This window comes from Curtobacterium sp. MR_MD2014 (assembly GCF_000772085.1).
GTDB lineage: Bacteria > Actinomycetota > Actinomycetes > Actinomycetales > Microbacteriaceae > Curtobacterium.
This window is the reverse complement of sequence record NZ_CP009755.1, coordinates 1,228,975-1,243,509: the sequence shown is the minus strand read 5'-3', so window position 1 is coordinate 1,243,509 and position 14,535 is coordinate 1,228,975. Positions and strand designations below refer to the sequence as shown.

General features: G+C 72.4%; 14 protein-coding genes and 1 rRNA gene. 6 read left to right on the top strand and 9 right to left on the bottom strand.

Annotated features, from left to right (window positions below; translation table 11 throughout):
• Nucleotides 1-30: 30 nt before the first annotated feature.
• The 5 genes from NI26_RS05750 to NI26_RS05730 form a co-directional block, all read right to left on the bottom strand.
• Entirely contained in the window at nucleotides 31-675 is a 645-nt protein-coding gene (locus tag NI26_RS05750; RefSeq protein WP_066653493.1) for an ABC transporter ATP-binding protein, read from the bottom strand.
• On the bottom strand, nucleotides 669-2,555 hold the full coding sequence (locus NI26_RS05745; RefSeq protein ID WP_144411267.1) for a hypothetical protein: 1,887 nt from the start codon (nucleotides 2,553-2,555) through the stop codon (nucleotides 669-671). Before NI26_RS05745 ends, NI26_RS05750 begins: the two co-directional genes overlap by 7 nt.
• Nucleotides 2,556-2,584: 29 nt before the next feature.
• On the bottom strand, nucleotides 2,585-2,965 hold the full coding sequence (locus NI26_RS05740; protein WP_066653484.1) for a lactococcin 972 family bacteriocin: 381 nt from the start codon (nucleotides 2,963-2,965) through the stop codon (nucleotides 2,585-2,587).
• A gap of 174 nt (nucleotides 2,966-3,139) precedes the next feature.
• A complete protein-coding gene (locus NI26_RS05735) occupies nucleotides 3,140-4,072 on the bottom strand; it encodes an NADP-dependent oxidoreductase (protein ID WP_066653481.1) in 933 nt (310 codons plus the stop codon).
• Nucleotides 4,073-4,146: 74 nt separating this feature from the next.
• Nucleotides 4,147-4,965 carry a hypothetical protein gene (locus NI26_RS05730; RefSeq protein ID WP_066653474.1) on the bottom strand — a complete coding sequence of 273 codons (819 nt, stop codon included), beginning with the start codon at nucleotides 4,963-4,965 and terminating at the stop codon, nucleotides 4,147-4,149.
• A 105-nt stretch (nucleotides 4,966-5,070) separates the two neighbouring features.
• Between NI26_RS05730 and NI26_RS05725 the strand changes: the two genes are divergently transcribed.
• On the top strand, nucleotides 5,071-5,535 hold the full coding sequence (locus tag NI26_RS05725; protein ID WP_066653472.1) for a hypothetical protein: 465 nt from the start codon (nucleotides 5,071-5,073) through the stop codon (nucleotides 5,533-5,535).
• A gap of 23 nt (nucleotides 5,536-5,558) precedes the next feature.
• Here the strand turns inward: NI26_RS05725 and NI26_RS05720 are convergent, their stop codons facing one another.
• Both NI26_RS05720 and NI26_RS05715 read right to left on the bottom strand, forming a co-directional pair.
• Nucleotides 5,559-5,864, bottom strand: coding sequence for a hypothetical protein (locus tag NI26_RS05720; protein WP_144411266.1), 306 nt, complete (start codon nucleotides 5,862-5,864; stop codon nucleotides 5,559-5,561).
• On the bottom strand, nucleotides 5,857-6,699 hold the full coding sequence (locus tag NI26_RS05715) for a hypothetical protein (RefSeq protein WP_144411265.1): 843 nt from the start codon (nucleotides 6,697-6,699) through the stop codon (nucleotides 5,857-5,859). Before NI26_RS05715 ends, NI26_RS05720 begins: the two co-directional genes overlap by 8 nt.
• 215 nt (nucleotides 6,700-6,914) lie before the next feature.
• Here NI26_RS05715 and NI26_RS05710 point away from each other — a divergent pair, with 215 nt between their 5' ends.
• The 5 genes from NI26_RS05710 (at nucleotide 6,915) to NI26_RS05690 (ending at nucleotide 13,047) form a co-directional block, all read left to right on the top strand.
• Nucleotides 6,915-9,350 carry an ATP-binding cassette domain-containing protein gene (locus NI26_RS05710; protein ID WP_066653458.1) on the top strand — a complete coding sequence of 812 codons (2,436 nt, stop codon included), beginning with the start codon at nucleotides 6,915-6,917 and terminating at the stop codon, nucleotides 9,348-9,350.
• Between the two features lie 157 nt (nucleotides 9,351-9,507).
• The gene (locus NI26_RS05705; RefSeq protein ID WP_066653455.1) at nucleotides 9,508-10,353 is read left to right on the top strand and encodes an ABC transporter ATP-binding protein; all 846 of its coding nucleotides are present in this window, start codon (nucleotides 9,508-9,510) and stop codon (nucleotides 10,351-10,353) included.
• Nucleotides 10,350-11,165, top strand: coding sequence for an ABC transporter permease (locus tag NI26_RS05700; RefSeq protein ID WP_066653450.1), 816 nt, complete (start codon nucleotides 10,350-10,352; stop codon nucleotides 11,163-11,165). The genes NI26_RS05705 and NI26_RS05700 overlap by 4 nt, the downstream gene beginning before the upstream one ends.
• A 53-nt stretch (nucleotides 11,166-11,218) precedes the next feature.
• Entirely contained in the window at nucleotides 11,219-12,424 is a 1,206-nt protein-coding gene (locus NI26_RS05695; RefSeq protein WP_066653447.1) for a sensor histidine kinase, read from the top strand.
• On the top strand, nucleotides 12,421-13,047 hold the full coding sequence (locus NI26_RS05690) for a response regulator transcription factor (RefSeq protein ID WP_066653444.1): 627 nt from the start codon (nucleotides 12,421-12,423) through the stop codon (nucleotides 13,045-13,047). Before NI26_RS05695 ends, NI26_RS05690 begins: the two co-directional genes overlap by 4 nt.
• Before the next feature lie 20 nt (nucleotides 13,048-13,067).
• Here the strand turns inward: NI26_RS05690 and NI26_RS05685 are convergent, their stop codons facing one another.
• Both NI26_RS05685 and rrf read right to left on the bottom strand, forming a co-directional pair.
• Nucleotides 13,068-14,255, bottom strand: a complete 1,188-nt coding sequence (locus tag NI26_RS05685; protein WP_066653442.1) for a hypothetical protein — start codon at nucleotides 14,253-14,255, stop codon at nucleotides 13,068-13,070.
• A gap of 146 nt (nucleotides 14,256-14,401) precedes the next feature.
• Nucleotides 14,402-14,518, bottom strand: a 5S ribosomal RNA gene (gene rrf / locus NI26_RS05680).
• Between the last annotated feature and the right edge of the window lie 17 nt (nucleotides 14,519-14,535).

Here is a 14,535-nt window from a genome sequence, read left to right as displayed (position 1 = left end):
GACGGGTGGCTGTGCTCCGACCAACGGGCGTCAGAGGGCGATCTGACCGCCTGCCCACTCCTGCAGCGTGGCATCGTGCGTCGCCACCACGATCGCGCTCCCCGCGCTCCGGAGCTGCTCGAGTCCGTCCCGCACCAGCGCCGCGCTCATCTCGTCGAGCGAGGCCGTCGGCTCGTCCGCGAGCACCAGCACCGGCCGTTGTACGAGCACACGAGCGACGGCGACCCGCTGCTGCTCCCCGCCGCTGAGGAACCCAGCCCGAATCCGGAGGCGACCCCCGAGCCCCACCGCGTTCGCCGCCTCCTGGATCCGCTCGTCGCGCTCACGCCGAGGGACACCGGTCGGCCGCACGACGCCGAGGTTCTGCTCGATCGTCCACTGCGGCACGACCGCGTGGTCCTGCACGACGAACCCGACGCGGTCCCGCCGCATCAGCCGCCGGGCGCGACGAACACTCCGGTGCACGTCCTCGCCCCGCAACCGGACAGCCCCTCGCGTCGGGGTCTGCAGCCCGCCGAGACAGCGGAGCAGCGTCGTCTTCCCCTGCCCCGACGGCCCGAGGACTGCGACGGCGTCCCCCGGTCGGACGGACAGGGACAGCTCGTCCCACAACCTCCGGGGCCCGATGTCGAACCCCAGTCCGTCGACTTCGAGCACCGGCGCTCCGATCACCATGTCTTCCTCCACTCGTCCGCTCCACGCGTCGGGATCACGGCGGACACGACGCCGAGCAACACGAGGGCGCCCGCGCCGCTGGCGACGCCTGCGGTGAGGATCACGTCCCCACGAGCTCCGGACAACGCACTCGTCACCGCGGCGGTGGTCAGGGCTGTGCCGCTCGCGCCGACGAGGAACCACCGGTGCCGGACCAGCGGGTGCCGTCCGACCAGGTACTGCACGCGCCCGAGTCGAGCAGTGCGGACGCGGTGTTCACCCACGAGCGAGATCGCTGCGAGCACGAGGGCCGACAACGCAGCACCGACGGCCAGCAGCAGCGTGAGGCGCTCGGTCCGGAGTTCTCCGAGTTGCCGTTCCACGCGGGCCCCCACGCGGTCGACCTGCAGGACGATGTCCGCGAGCCCGGCAGCCCGCAGCTGGCGTTCGAGAGCCGCACGGTCGGCGAAGCGCACCTCGCCGTTCGCGACGCCGGTCCCGACCTGGTTCGGTGCGAGGTCCTTCGGGTCGGGAACGACCAACACGGGGATGTCCGGCCACGTCGGCAGCAGCGGTTCGATCCCGTTCGTCCAGAGGATCGCGGACTCGGAGACGGCTGCGGTCGAGCGCACCCGTCGGGTATGGATGTCGAGTGATCGCGGAGGCTGACGTCCTTCCACCTGCCAACCGGTCGCGATGTCCGCCGCTGCCGCATCGCGGAGCGCGTCGCTCTCGCCGGCGAGGGCATCGGGTACGAGCAGGAGTGGTTGCCCGTGCGGAGGGAGGCCGCCCGGCACGAGTGCACGCAGGGACGCGCTGGCGTCGCCGACCAGTGTGAACCGATCCGTGAAGGAGGAGTAGGCCATGCTGGCGTCCCCTCGCGCGAGTGCTCCGGTCGCGATGGCACCCAACGCCTGGTCCTGCTCGAGGGTCGTCGACGCTGTCCCGAGCACGACGTCGTCCCCGTGTGCAGCTTCGGCGACCAGGATCCGTTCGGCCTCGGCGGTGGTCCGCTGACGGTCCTGCAGGCACTGCACGTCGGCGACGGCCACGATGACGAGTGAGATGCCGGCGGCGGCGACGAGGACCATCGGCCATCGAGCCTCCGCAGCGCGGTGGGTCGCGGCAGCGCTCAGCAGGGCGCAGCCGACGTGCAGCACGAGGGCGGCCAGCAACGCCGCGAGGACGCACACCACGACGACGACCGTCGTGAACCGGAGCGCCGGAGCGCCGGCCCCGTGCACCGCGAGCGCCACCGGCGGACCGACGCATGCTGCGGTCGCCACCGGGCCCGCCAGGCGACCGAGGTCCAGGGCTTCCGCGCAGGCCACGCTCCCTCCGGACCAGCCCGCTCGCAAGCGAAGGTCCTGCCGTCCGGCACGGCGTCTCGACTCGGCGACGAGCGCGATCCCCAGTCCGAGCAGGACGGCGACCGCGACGAGCGCGATGGTCGGCCGTGCCAGGACCACGACGAGCGCCTCGACCGGAGCGGGCGTCGTGTCGACCGTCGTGTACCCGGCCTGCCGCAGCTCCTCGGTGAACCGTCGGACCGACCGTCCGTCGCCCTCGACCGCCATCGGACCGAGCAGGTCGAGCGTGCCACCGTCACCGATCGGCCGTGTGCTGATCGCCGCGCCGATCCCGGGTTGCGTTGCCGGCCCCCGGAACGTGTAGGCGGTCCACACCCCGGGCCGTCCGTCACGATCCGGAACCAGGAGCGAGACTCGCACCCCGGAACGCTCAGCCGCAGCGGTGATGTCCCGGATGTGTTCGACCTTCGTCTCGCCGACCGGCAGCTCAGCGAGCTCGAGCGTCGCCCGCCCGGCGAGGAGCCCGAGTGCCTCGACCTCGCCGACGACGGACACCGCGAGCACTGCCGACAGCGCGAGGACGGCTGCCACCGCCAGGACGGTGGCAGCCGCGAAGTTCCTCATCCGCGGCGGGCCCAGAACGCCTGGTTTCCGGAAACCGCCTTCGGCCGGTGGGCGTACGCGACCTTCGTCGGTGGCTGCCACGCCGATCGGGTCACGACGCCGTGCGACTTCACCGATGCACGGTGCGTAGAGCCGTTGTGCTGGTAGACCGAGTGCACCTCGCCGCTCCACACGCCGTAGGTCCACGTGCCGCCCTCCGGGTAGGCCGTCCCGTTCCGGGTCTCGCCGACCCGGTCAGCGGACGCGCCTCCCTCGACCACCCGTCCGGACGACGCCGGAGAGTCCGACGCCACCGCCACCGCCGCGGTCGCTCCGACCGGCCCGATGGCGGCCACGACGACCGCGGCGGCTGCGATCGAGATCAACTTCTTCCCCACGCTTGCTCCTCCTCCACTCCTGACGGGTTCCCGTCAGGAGCGCCACCGTAGCAACCGGAACACCGCGGGTCACGCATGGTATATCAAGCTGGTGCGAGGAGAACGGACGGGAGGCGCGGTGCCAGCCGGCACCGCGCCTCCCGTCCGTCATCCGGTCGCGACCGCGACCCGCACTCACCAGGTGAGCACGAACCGCCCCCGCGTCCCGCCGGCTTCCAGCCGCTCGTGCGCCTCCGCAGCACGCGACGCGGGCAGTACCTCGGCGACCCGCGGCACGAGGACCCCGTCCTCCACCGCCAGACGCAGCTCCTCGAGCAGGTCGAACGACGTGTACTCGGAGAAGACCATGATCCGCTCGAACCGGATCCCACGAGCACCGTTGCCCTCCCAGCCCCGCACGTCCGCGAAGAACCCGCCGTCGCGCACCGCGTCGACGACCTCGTCCCGCTGCACCGCGGCGTCGGCGAGCGCGTCGACGCCGTCCGGCACGATGCCGCGCACGGCTGCGGCGAAGCCGTCCCCGCGGCGCACCATGTGGTCCGGCCCGAGGGACCGCACGAGGTCCTCGTCCTTCGGCGCTGCGTCGGCGATGACCGTGATGCCCCGCTGCTCCGCGAGCTGCACGACGTAGTTGCCGAGCAGCCCCGCGGATCCGGTCACGGCGAGTGTGTCGCCCTGCGAGAGCTCCGCGCGGGCGAGGATCTGCAACGCGGTCAGGCCGTTCATCGGGACGGTCGCGGCTTCCTCGATCGACAGCCCCGCCGGGATCCGCGTGAAGGACCCGACCGGCGCGACGAGGTACTCCACGTAGGCGCCGCCGTGCTCGGAGAGCGGCAGGGCCATCGCCATCACCTGGTCCCCGACCTGCCAGCCCTCGACGTCGTCGCCGACCTCGTCGATGACGCCGGCGGCGTCCATGCCCGGCACGTACGGCGGCGAGGCCTCGGACGAGTCACGCTGCCCTGCGCGCACGCCGGTGTCCGTGGGGTTCACGGCGAACGCCTGCACCCTGATGCGGACGGTCCCGGAGCCGGCGTGGGGCTCCGGGACCTCGTGGACGGCGAGGGCTTCGGGCCCTCCGAACGTTTCGACTCCGACGACCTTCATGTCCCCCGGTCTACCCGCCCCCGGGTCCGTGGACTCAGCGGACGTTGCAGGAGCGAACAACCGCTCGGGTACCGTCAGCCGCCCGTGTCGACCAGGCAGGGCGATCCGAGTTCGACGCGGTCAGCGCTGTACAGGTCGACGGAGACCCCCTGGTCACGGTCGAGCATCACGACGCCCCCGCCCACGAACCGGGTGCCGACCGCGAAGCCCTCGGCCTGCGGGAACCGGACCGCCGGTGCGACGGCAGCCTTCGTCTGCTCGGGCGTCCCGGCCGGGTCGTCGGCGTCGGGACCACGCCAGGAGTAGTGGACCAGGACGCCGTCGTCGGAGTTGTCGAGCCGACACGGTCGGACGTCGACGCTGACCTGGTCGTCGGTCGGTGCCTCGTGTCCGAGCGCGTCGACGACCCGTCCTCCCAGCTCGACGAGTCCGGCCCCCGCCTGCTCGGGCGTCCGGCTGGTCTCGAGTGCGGTCGGCGGTGCCGCCCGTCGTGCTGCGTCGGCCCGCGCGTCACCCACGGACAGCAGTGCGAAGGGCACCATCGTCAGCATCGCGACCGCGCCGAGCGCCCCGCACACGGCGATGCCGGCAGCAGCCCCGGTCCGACCTCGCTTCGCGGCGATCACCAGGGAGACGATCGCGGTCGCCGGGACGAGCACCGCGATGAGTCCACCGGTGACGAACGCCGCGGCGAGGCCCTGCACGGTGGCCCGCTGCTCGACCGTCGGCGCCGCCGTCGTCGCGATCGCGTACACGATGACGAGGCTCCCGACCACGAACGCCAGGATGCTCCCCGCGATCCACGCACCGCTCGGCGCCCGTCGCGACGGGTGGTCCGCGCGCCCGGTCCCGGCTGGCTCCTCGGTGCCGGCCGGCTGTCCCGCGTCGTTCATGCGTCCCCCTCGCTCGTCGAGCGCCCCGCCTCCACGCTACCGAGGGATCGGCGCTCCGGCCGCGCTCCCAGACTCCACCGCCAAGCTCGACCACAGGGGGTCCACATGCACGAACACCGCCGCCACTGGCCGTGGCCCGTCGTCCTGCTCGCCGGCGCGCTGATCGGCGCCGCCGAACCGTTCGGCATCATCGGTGAGGCCTGGATCGCCGACCCGACCGTCGACGAGCCGATCGTGACCCCGACCGACTGGTGGCCGCCGGACTCGTCGTTCCTCGGCCTGCTCGCCGTGCTCGGTGTCCCCCTCGGAGCAGTCCTCGGCGTCCTGGTCGCGGCGACGCTGTTCGCGCTCGCCCGGGTCGTCGACGACGCGCTGGGTGTCCTGCCCGCTGCCCTCGTCTGCGGTGTGCTCGCGGCGGGTGTGGCCGGGTTCCTCGGCCTGCCCCTCGCCGCCGTGGTGCAGCCACCGCCGGTGACGATGCCCCTCGTCCTCACCGCCGCAGGCCTCGCAGGCTTCCTCCTGACCGCGGGAGTGCTGGGAACCCTCCGCCGACCCGTCGCGAACGACTGACACCCCGAGCCGATCGCCACCGCTCAGTGCCACGTCCGCATCGCCACGACCACCGCGACCGGCAACGACACCGCGAGCACGATCCCCACGACGATCGCCAGTGCCCGCGCCACCCGGATCCCCTGCTGCCCCACCCAGATCAGCAGCAGGATCGCCGCCAGGTAGAGCGGCGGCACGAACAGCAGCGGCACGAAGCCGAGCCCGGTCCACTCGACGAGAGCGCCCGCGAGCAGCTCGTACACGGTGAAGCCGGCCGCCACCACGAGTGCGACCCACACGCTGACGAGTGCTCGACGTCCCGGCGCCGCGGCCGTCACGCGCTCACTCATCGTCCTCGTACTCGTCGCCGGGCCCTCCAGCCAGGCAGGTCGTCTCGATCATCACGTCACCCGAGGTCCGGGTCACGCCCGCGTTCCCCTCCGCGAGCCAGTCGTCACCGACCACCCTGATGTCCCACCCGAGCGGATCGGCGTCACGGAGCCCGGCGTCGAGGAAGACCTCGCGGACCGGAGCCAGACGCGCTTCGGCCTGGTCCTGGGGCAGGAGGTCGGCCTTGCGATCCGCCTCGGTCTGCGGCTCGTCATCCGCGTCCGCATCGGCGGGGAAGGACCACCGCCACGTGTACTCCGTGCCCCGCTCGAGGTTCGACAGCGAGCAGCCGCGTGGGAACTGCACGACGTCACCGGTCTCCGGGTCACCGCCCATCGCCCGCACCGCGCGCTCCCCCACGGCCGCGAGGTCCCGCTCGGCCTGCGCCGGCGTCCGACTCGTCTCGGTCGCGGTCGGCGGCTGCGCCCGCTGCTCCTCCTCCGCCGCCCAGCTCTGCGCGACCCGCGTCGTCGGGTACCCGAGCGTCACGGCCGCGAGGACCACGAACACCGCGCACCCGATCGGCCCGACCAGCGTCACCGACCGGTCGCGCCGACGCTGTACCAGCAGCAGGACCAGTCCGGTCAGCGGCACACCGGCGCACACGACCGTGACGACGATGCTCCCCCCGGTCTGCCCCGAGAGCGTGTGGGTGGAGTTCCCCGCGCCGTTGTACCCGGCGAGCGCGACGAGCAGCCACGCGATCCACCCCGCGGGCAGCAGCAGCCCGCTCGCCACGATCCACCAGATGCCGTTCCGCCGCCTCGGCGGCGACCACGCGACGTCGTCGACCATCGATCCCCCGTTCCCCACGACCACCGTACCGACCGGCCGGGAGGCACGTGACCAGCCCGCCCCGCGTCTCCCGTCCGCACGCACCGGCCGGGTGGCCCGCTGCCAGCCCGCCCCGTGCCTCCCGTCCGTCTCCCGGTCGCCTGCCGAACAGCACCCGCCGGGTGCGGACGAGCGGTCCGGAACGGCGCCCGGCCGATCCGCCTACGCTCGAACGAATGCCCGCCCCGCACCACCCTGCCGACCAGCCGTCGTCGTCCGACGGGTTCATCCGCGTCCGTGGCGCCCGTGAACACAACCTGCAGGACGTCGACGTCGACATCCCCCGCGACCGGATCGTCGCCTTCACCGGTGTCTCCGGCTCGGGCAAGTCGAGCCTGGCCTTCGGCACCGTCTTCGCCGAGGCACAGCGTCGCTTCCTCGAGTCCGTCGCGCCGTACGCCCGACGGCTCATCGCGCAGGGTTCGACACCGCACGTCGACGAGATCACGGGTCTGCCCCCGGCGGTCGCCCTGCAGCAGCGCCGCGGCGCCCCGAGCACCCGCTCGACCGTCGGCACCCTGACGACGTTGAGCAACTCGGTCCGCATGCTCTACTCGCGCGCCGGCACCTACCCCGAGGGCGCCGAGCAGCTGTACTCCGACTCGTTCTCGCCGAACACCGTCGCCGGGGCGTGCCCGCGCTGTCACGGCCTCGGCACCGCGCACGAGGTGACGGAGGCCTCGGCGGTGCACGACCCGTCGCTGTCCATCCGTGAGGGCGCGATCACCGCCTGGCCCGGTGCGTGGCAGGGCAAGAACCTCCGCGACGTGACGGCGGTGCTCGGCTACGACATCGAGCGTCCGTGGCGGGAGCTCCCGCAGGAGGACCGCGACTGGCTGCTCTTCACCGAGGAGCAGCCCGTCGTCGAGGTCCACCCGAAGCGCGACCGGGTGGCGAAGCCGTACAAGGGCCGGTTCTGGAGCGCCCGGCAGTACACGCTGCACACCCTCGCCGACTCCCAGAGCGAGACCCAGCGGAACAAGGCCCTGCGCTTCGTCGAGTCCGGCCCGTGCCAGCTCTGCCACGGCTCCGGGCTGACTAGGGCAGCCCTCGCGGTGACGTTCGGCGGCCTGTCGATCGCCGCGTTCAACGCACTGCCGCTCGCACAGGTGGCCGAGGTCCTGCGCCCCGCAGCCGAGCTGAAGGACCCGTCGCCCGCGCAGAGCCGTGTGACGTCCGGGGAGCGGTCCGAGGTCGCGAAGTCGATCGCCACGGACCTGCTCGGTCGGGTCGAGGTGCTCGTCGGACTCGGCCTCGGGTACCTCGGGCTCGACCGGGCGACGCCGACGCTCTCCCCCGGTGAGACGCAGCGCCTGCGGATCGCGACGCAGCTCCGGTCGGGGCTGTTCGGCGTGGTCTACGTGCTCGACGAACCGAGCGCAGGGCTGCACCCGGCGGACGCGGAGTCCCTCGTGCAGGTCCTCGACGACCTCCGCGCCAGCGGCAACAGCGTCTTCGTGGTGGAGCACGACATGGACATCGTCCGGCGTGCGGACTGGATCGTGGACGTCGGCCCCGGTGCCGGTCCGGGCGGCGGGCGGGTGCTGTACAGCGGCCCGCCCGAGGGCCTGGCCGGCGTCCCCGAGAGCGTCACTCGGCGCTACCTGCAGCCCCGGACCTCGCCCGTCGAGCACGAGCAGCGCGAACCCGTGGGCACGCTCGAACTCCGTGGCCTCACCCTGCACAACCTGCGCGGCCAGGACGGGAACGGGCTCGACGTCGACCTGCCCCTCGGGGTGTTGACCGCGGTGACCGGGGTCTCCGGCTCGGGCAAGTCGTCGCTCGTCGGTGGCGTGCTGCCGTCGGTCGCGACGCAGCACCCGCTCGTGTCCCGCGTCGTCGAGGTCGACCAGAAGCCGATCGGCCGCACACCCCGCTCGAACCTCGCGACCTACACGGGCATGTTCGATGCCGTCCGGCAGGCCTTCGCCGCGACCGAGGACGCCCGGGAACGTGGCTGGACCGCCGGGAGGTTCTCGTTCAACGTCGAGGGCAGCCGCTGCGAGGTCTGCCAGGGCGAGGGCTCGGTCTCCGTCGAGCTCCTGTTCCTGCCGGGCAGCTGGGCGCCGTGCCCGGAGTGCCACGGTGCCCGGTACAACGCCGAGACGCTCGAGGTCCGCCGGGCCGGCTCGACCGTCGCGGACGTCCTCGGCATGACCGTCGACGAGGCATCGGACGCCCTCGCCGACCTGCCCGCCGCCGCCCGCGCGCTGGATGCCCTGCGCAGCGTCGGTCTCGGCTACCTCCGACTCGGGCAGCCCGCGCCGGAACTGTCCGGCGGCGAGGCCCAGCGCATCAAGCTCGCCACCGAACTCCAACGCGCACGGACCGGCCACACGCTCTACCTGCTCGACGAGCCGACCACGGGCCTGCACCCGGCGGACGTCGAACTCCTCACCGCGCAGCTCCAGCGGCTCACCGACGCGGGGAACACCGTCGTCGTGGTCGAGCACGTGATGACGGTCGTGGCGCAGGCGGACCACGTCGTCGACATGGGTCCGGCCGGTGGTGACGAGGGCGGCCAGGTCGTGGCATCCGGGACACCGCGCGAGGTCGCGGCGTCCGCCACGAGCCGCACGGCGCCGTACTTGCGGGCAGCGCTCGGGAGCTGACGAACGGGGGCGCCCCGCCGGGAGACGATCCACGGAACGGCAGATGACGATCCTGGTTCACAGAACCCGGCGCTGAACGCGGCATCCTCCGATCGGAGGATGCACCTCCGCCCGCCCCTCCGATCCGCCGGAGCCTTCCGCCCGTCAGGCTGGACGCATGTCCACCACACCGGCCGTCACGGTCGAGCACCTCACGAAGCAGTACCCCGGCGGCAAGACCGCCGTCGACGACGTCTCCTTCACGATCGCCCCCGGCGAGACCTTCGCGCTGCTCGGCCCGAACGGTGCCGGCAAGTCCACCACGGTCGAGATCCTCGAGGGCTTCCGATCCCGCACCGGCGGCGAGGTCCGGGTCCTCGGGCACGACCCCGCGCACGCCAGTCGCAGCCACAACGCCCGCGTCGGCATCGTCCTGCAGACCAGCGGCGAGTCCCCGAACGTCACCGTCGCCGAGGAGCTGCAGCACTTCCGGCACCTGTACCCGCGCAGCCGCCCTGTGGACGAACTCCTCGCCGCCACCGGCCTCGAGGCCCAGCGCAACACCCGCATCAGCCGCCTCTCCGGAGGGCAGCGCCGCCGCGTCGACGTCGCCCTCGGGATCATCGGCCGACCCGAGGTCCTGTTCCTCGACGAGCCGACCACCGGCTTCGACCCCGAGGCCCGCCGGCAGTTCTGGCAGCTGATCCGCAGTGTCAGCGCCGAGGGCACCACCGTCCTGCTCACCACGCACTACCTCGACGAGGCCGCGCACCTCGCGGACCGCGCGGCCGTGCTCGCCGGCGGACGACTGCTCGACGTCGCCCCCATCGACGCGATCGGTGGACAGGACGCACGCACACCGATCGTCCGGTGGCAGGACGATACCGGCGCGCGGCACGAGCGCCGGACGACCGACCCCACCGCACTGGTCCGGAGCGCCACGACCCCGATGCACGCGCTCGAGGTCGTCCGCCCCTCGCTCGAGGACGTCTACCTCACCATGATCTCGGAGCACGCAGCATGAACCCCGCAGTCAGCATCCGCCTCGGCGCCCACCGCATCGCGTACGAGCTCCGGTCGTACTTCCGCGCACCGGACTCGGTCTTCTTCACCTTCCTCTTCCCGATCGTCATGCTCGCGCTGTTCTCGGTGGCCTTCAGCAGCGCCGACGACATCCAGGCGGGGCCGGGCGTCAGCGTCGACTACGCCACCTACTACCTGCCCGGACTCGTCGCCACCGGCTTCCTGCTCTCCGGCACGCAGGCACTCGGCGTGGACATCGCCGGCGAGCGCAGCGACGGGACGCTCAAGCGCCTGGGCGGCACCCCGCTGCCGGTCGTGAGCTACTTCGTCGGCAAGATCGGCATGGTCCTCGTGACCTCGATCGTGCAGACCGCGCTGCTCCTCGTCGTCGCGGGCGTCGTCTTCGGCGTCGACTTGCCGACCGACGGCGGTGCGTGGGCGCGGTTCGCCGGCATCATGCTCCTGGGTGTCGCGACGGCGAGCGTCCTCGGCATCGCGATCTCGGCGCTCCCCCGCGAGGGCCGCCGCGCCACCGCCACCGTCGTCCCGATCGTCCTGGTCCTGCAGTTCATCTCCGGTGTGTACCTCCCCTTCACCCAGCTGCCCGACTGGCTGCAGACCGTCGCGAGCGTGTTCCCGCTGCGCTGGATGGCATCGGGGATGCGCTCGGTCTTCCTGCCGGACGCGTTCGCGTCCGCCGAGCCGGGAGGCGCGTGGCACCTCGGACTCGGAGTCCTCGTCCTGGCAGCATGGCTGGTCGTCGGCACCATCGCGTGCCTGCTGACGTTCCGGTGGAACCGGCGGGACTCCTGATCGTGGCTGTGGAGAACGCCCGCACCGGCCGCACTCGATGGGATGCTGTCGGCATGGACCGGATCACCAGGCACCGCAACTGGGGACTGCACGTCGCGGTGGCAGTCGCCGTCGCGCTCGTGTCGGTGATCGCAGCGACCGACTGGTCGCCCTGGCCGTCACGCTGGCCTGCCTTCGTCGCCCTCGGGTTGCTCACCCTGGCGTACGTGACGTACGGCTGGCGTGGGTACGACGAGCCCCGCGCCGCAGCAGCCTTCGTGCCGTTGCTCGTGGTCGTCGCCCTCGCGCTGCCCGCGGTCGTACCGAGCACCGCGTTCATCCAGTCCGTCCTGTTCCCCGTGGCATGGTGCCAGGTCGAGCGCGTCCGTACCGCCGTCTGGGTCTCGGTCGCCATCGGCATCGCGTCGGGCGTCGGCCTGCAGATAGCATCCGGCCTGGACGCCCTCGCCGGCACGATCATCATCGAAGCGATCAGCGTCCTCGGCGCTTGCGCGCTCGGGCTCTGGATCTCCCGGATCGCCAGGCTGTCCGACGAGCGCCGCAGGCTCATCGAGCAGCTCGAGGCGACGCAGCAGTCCCTCGCCGAGGCGAACCGCGCTGCCGGGGTCACGAGCGAACGGGAACGCCTGGCCCGCGAGATCCACGACACCGTGGCGCAGGACCTCGCCGGCATCGTCATGCTCACCGAGCGGGCACGCGCCGACCTCGCTGCCGACCGGTCCGACCGGCTCGACGAGCGCCTCGCCGTGCTCGAGGAGTCCGCCCGGACCGCGCTCGAGGAATCGCGGACCCTGGTCGCGGCCGGCGCCGCGGGGGTCGCCAGCGACGGCCTGGGTGCTGCGCTGCACCGGCTCGGCGAACGCTTCACCCGCGAGACAGGCATCCCGGTCGCGGTCGACGCGCCGGACTGCCCGCTCGACCGCGACGCGCAGGTGGTCCTGCTCCGCGTCGGTCAGGAGGCACTGGCGAACGTCCGCGCACACGCTCGGGCCACCTCGGCGCGCGTCGCACTGCACGTGGACGGCCGGTGCGTCGTCCTGCGTGTCGAGGACGACGGCGTCGGCTTCGACGCCGCTGCACCGACCGTCGGGCACGGCCTGCGTGGGCTGCGCGACCGACTCGCCCTGGCGGGCGGGACCTGCGTCGTGACGTCGACACCGGGGACCGGCACCGCGATCGAAGCGTCGGTCCCGGCCGGAGCCGAACCGAGCCTCCCGGCCGCACCGGAGCAGTCCTCCGTCTCCGGAGCGACGCGGTGATCCGGGTCGTGGTGGCGGACGACCACCCGATCGTCCGCGCGGGCATCGTCGCCCTGCTGCAGGACGCCGACGACGTCGAGGTCGTCGGGCAGGCCAGCGATGGTGACGGAGCCGTCGCGACCGTCCTGGCGGAGCGTCCCGACGTCGTGCTGATGGACCTCCGGATGCCCGGATGCACCGGAGACGCGGCAACGGCACGCATCCTCGCGCGTGAGCCGGGCATCCGTGTGCTCATCCTGACCACGTACGAGTCCGACGATCAGATCCTGGCGGCGATCGAGGCCGGCGCCTCGGGCTACCTGCTCAAGGCGGCGCCCGAGTCCGAGATCCTCGCGGGCCTCCGTGCGACAGCCCGGGGCGAGACCGCACTCGCGCCCTCCGCAGCTGCAGCGCTCGTGCGCCGGACCACCGCGAGGGCCTCGGTCGGGCCGGCGCTGAGCCCGCGCGAACTCGAGGTGCTCCAGCTCGTGGCGCAGGGGAACTCGAACCCCGCCATCGGGCGCACGCTGTTCGTCAGCGAGACCACGGTGAAGACGCACCTCGGGCACGTGTTCGAGAAGCTCGGCGTGAACGACCGTACCCGGGCGGTCACCCGCGCGATGGAGCTCGGACTGCTGCCCTGAGGAGCGGCAGACGCCTGCGCTCAGGCCAGGTCGCGCCGTTCGACCGTCAGGAACCGGACGACGTCCCGCGCGAACGCCGCCGGCGAGGACGGCCGCATGGTGACCGTGTCGCCGTCGATCTCCCGGTCGAAGACACCGATGCCCGGCACCACGATCGACAGCACTGCGAACTGCCGGCGCTCGCCCCACCCGCGGACGGTGTGCCAGTCGCGGACGGGCCAGGCAGCCTGCATCCAGCTGACCTCGCTCGGGCACGGACCGTCACGATCGTCCAGGGCGGCGAGCGGGACCGTCGCCGGCTCCTGGTCCTCGATCACCCAGCTCGGATCGACGCCGAACCACGCGAGGAGCTCCCGGCTGAGCAGCCCGTGCGGGATCACGTCCATCGCGCTGTGCCCGTCGCCGTCCTCGACGACGAGTGCCGAACCCTTGCTGAGCCATGCGCGCCATCGCCTCGTCACGACGTCGCGCGTCCGGGACTCGACGACGAGCAGGTCCTCCGGGCCGTGCGCCGGACGCAGGAGCGCGGCACCGGCGGACGTCAGCGCGCCGAAGCGTCCTGTGAGACCGGCAGCGCGAGCAGCCGTACCCACCTCCGACCGTCGGACCCGTCCGGGGACGACCCCGCGGTCCTCCACCTGCACGAGGTGCTCGAACAATCCGTCCGGCCCACGGACCGTGAGCAGCGCCGCCGCACGATCACGCCCCTCCGACGCAGCGCTGCCGCTCGTGGAGCCCGCGCCGCCGACGCGGTCTGCCGGCGGGATCGCTGCTGATCGCTCAACCGAGGCGGTCGACCATCGCGACCGCAGCACGTCGTCGATGACCTGCACCGCCAGCGGCCACTCGTCGATCGGCCCGCGTGACGCGATGCGCACTGCTGTCGACCCGACACTGCCGTACCGGACGTCGAAGATCGTTCCCGTGCTCCGCAGAACGGCCAACCGCTCCGGAGCGCCTTCGATGAGCAGCGCCTCGTGGTCATCCGCTGCCACGGCTGCGAACCCCACAGCAGGGTCGGCACCACGCGCATGAACGTGGCGCAGGGTCATGGTGGACCCGGCACGTGCGAGCTCGACCGCACCCGGCCCTGCGATCGCCGTCCAGTCGTCCGGAACCTCGAACACGAGGTTGCCGACGATCGCCAGACGGTCCCACCGCACGTCCGGCCACGGCAGTGTCGGCTCCCCGCGGATCATCATGATCACCAGTCCCCCACACGATCATCCTGGCCGACACGACTCGAGAAGCCGGCAAACACGCGACAGCATCAGCCTCGATGCGGGTCGGCCCGGTAACGCAGGAAACCCCTGACCGGTCACGGTCAGGGGTTTCCTGGTGTTGCTGAAGTTGAGTCCGGCGGCGTCCTACTCTCCCACAAGGTCCCCCTTGCAGTACCATCGGCGCTGAGAGGCTTAGCTTCCGGGTTCGGAATGTGACCGGGCGTTTCCCTCTCGCTATGACCACCGGAACACTGTCGACCCAGAT

What these genes read in the sequence shown, in the direction of transcription:
- NI26_RS05700 (WP_066653450.1), top strand. Translation starts at nt 10,350, where the DNA reads ATGAACCCCGCAGTCAGCATCCGCCTCGGCGCCCACCGCATCGCGTAC.
- NI26_RS05730 (WP_066653474.1), bottom strand. Translation starts at nt 4,965, where the DNA reads ATGAACGACGCGGGACAGCCGGCCGGCACCGAGGAGCCAGCCGGGACC.
- NI26_RS05710 (WP_066653458.1), top strand. Translation starts at nt 6,915, where the DNA reads ATGCCCGCCCCGCACCACCCTGCCGACCAGCCGTCGTCGTCCGACGGG.
- NI26_RS05715 (WP_144411265.1), bottom strand. Translation starts at nt 6,699, where the DNA reads ATGGTCGACGACGTCGCGTGGTCGCCGCCGAGGCGGCGGAACGGCATC.
- NI26_RS05750 (WP_066653493.1), bottom strand. Translation starts at nt 675, where the DNA reads ATGGTGATCGGAGCGCCGGTGCTCGAAGTCGACGGACTGGGGTTCGAC.
- NI26_RS05735 (WP_066653481.1), bottom strand. Translation starts at nt 4,072, where the DNA reads ATGAAGGTCGTCGGAGTCGAAACGTTCGGAGGGCCCGAAGCCCTCGCC.
- NI26_RS05705 (WP_066653455.1), top strand. Translation starts at nt 9,508, where the DNA reads ATGTCCACCACACCGGCCGTCACGGTCGAGCACCTCACGAAGCAGTAC.
- NI26_RS05695 (WP_066653447.1), top strand. Translation starts at nt 11,219, where the DNA reads ATGGACCGGATCACCAGGCACCGCAACTGGGGACTGCACGTCGCGGTG.
- NI26_RS05725 (WP_066653472.1), top strand. Translation starts at nt 5,071, where the DNA reads ATGCACGAACACCGCCGCCACTGGCCGTGGCCCGTCGTCCTGCTCGCC.
- NI26_RS05720 (WP_144411266.1), bottom strand. Translation starts at nt 5,864, where the DNA reads ATGAGTGAGCGCGTGACGGCCGCGGCGCCGGGACGTCGAGCACTCGTC.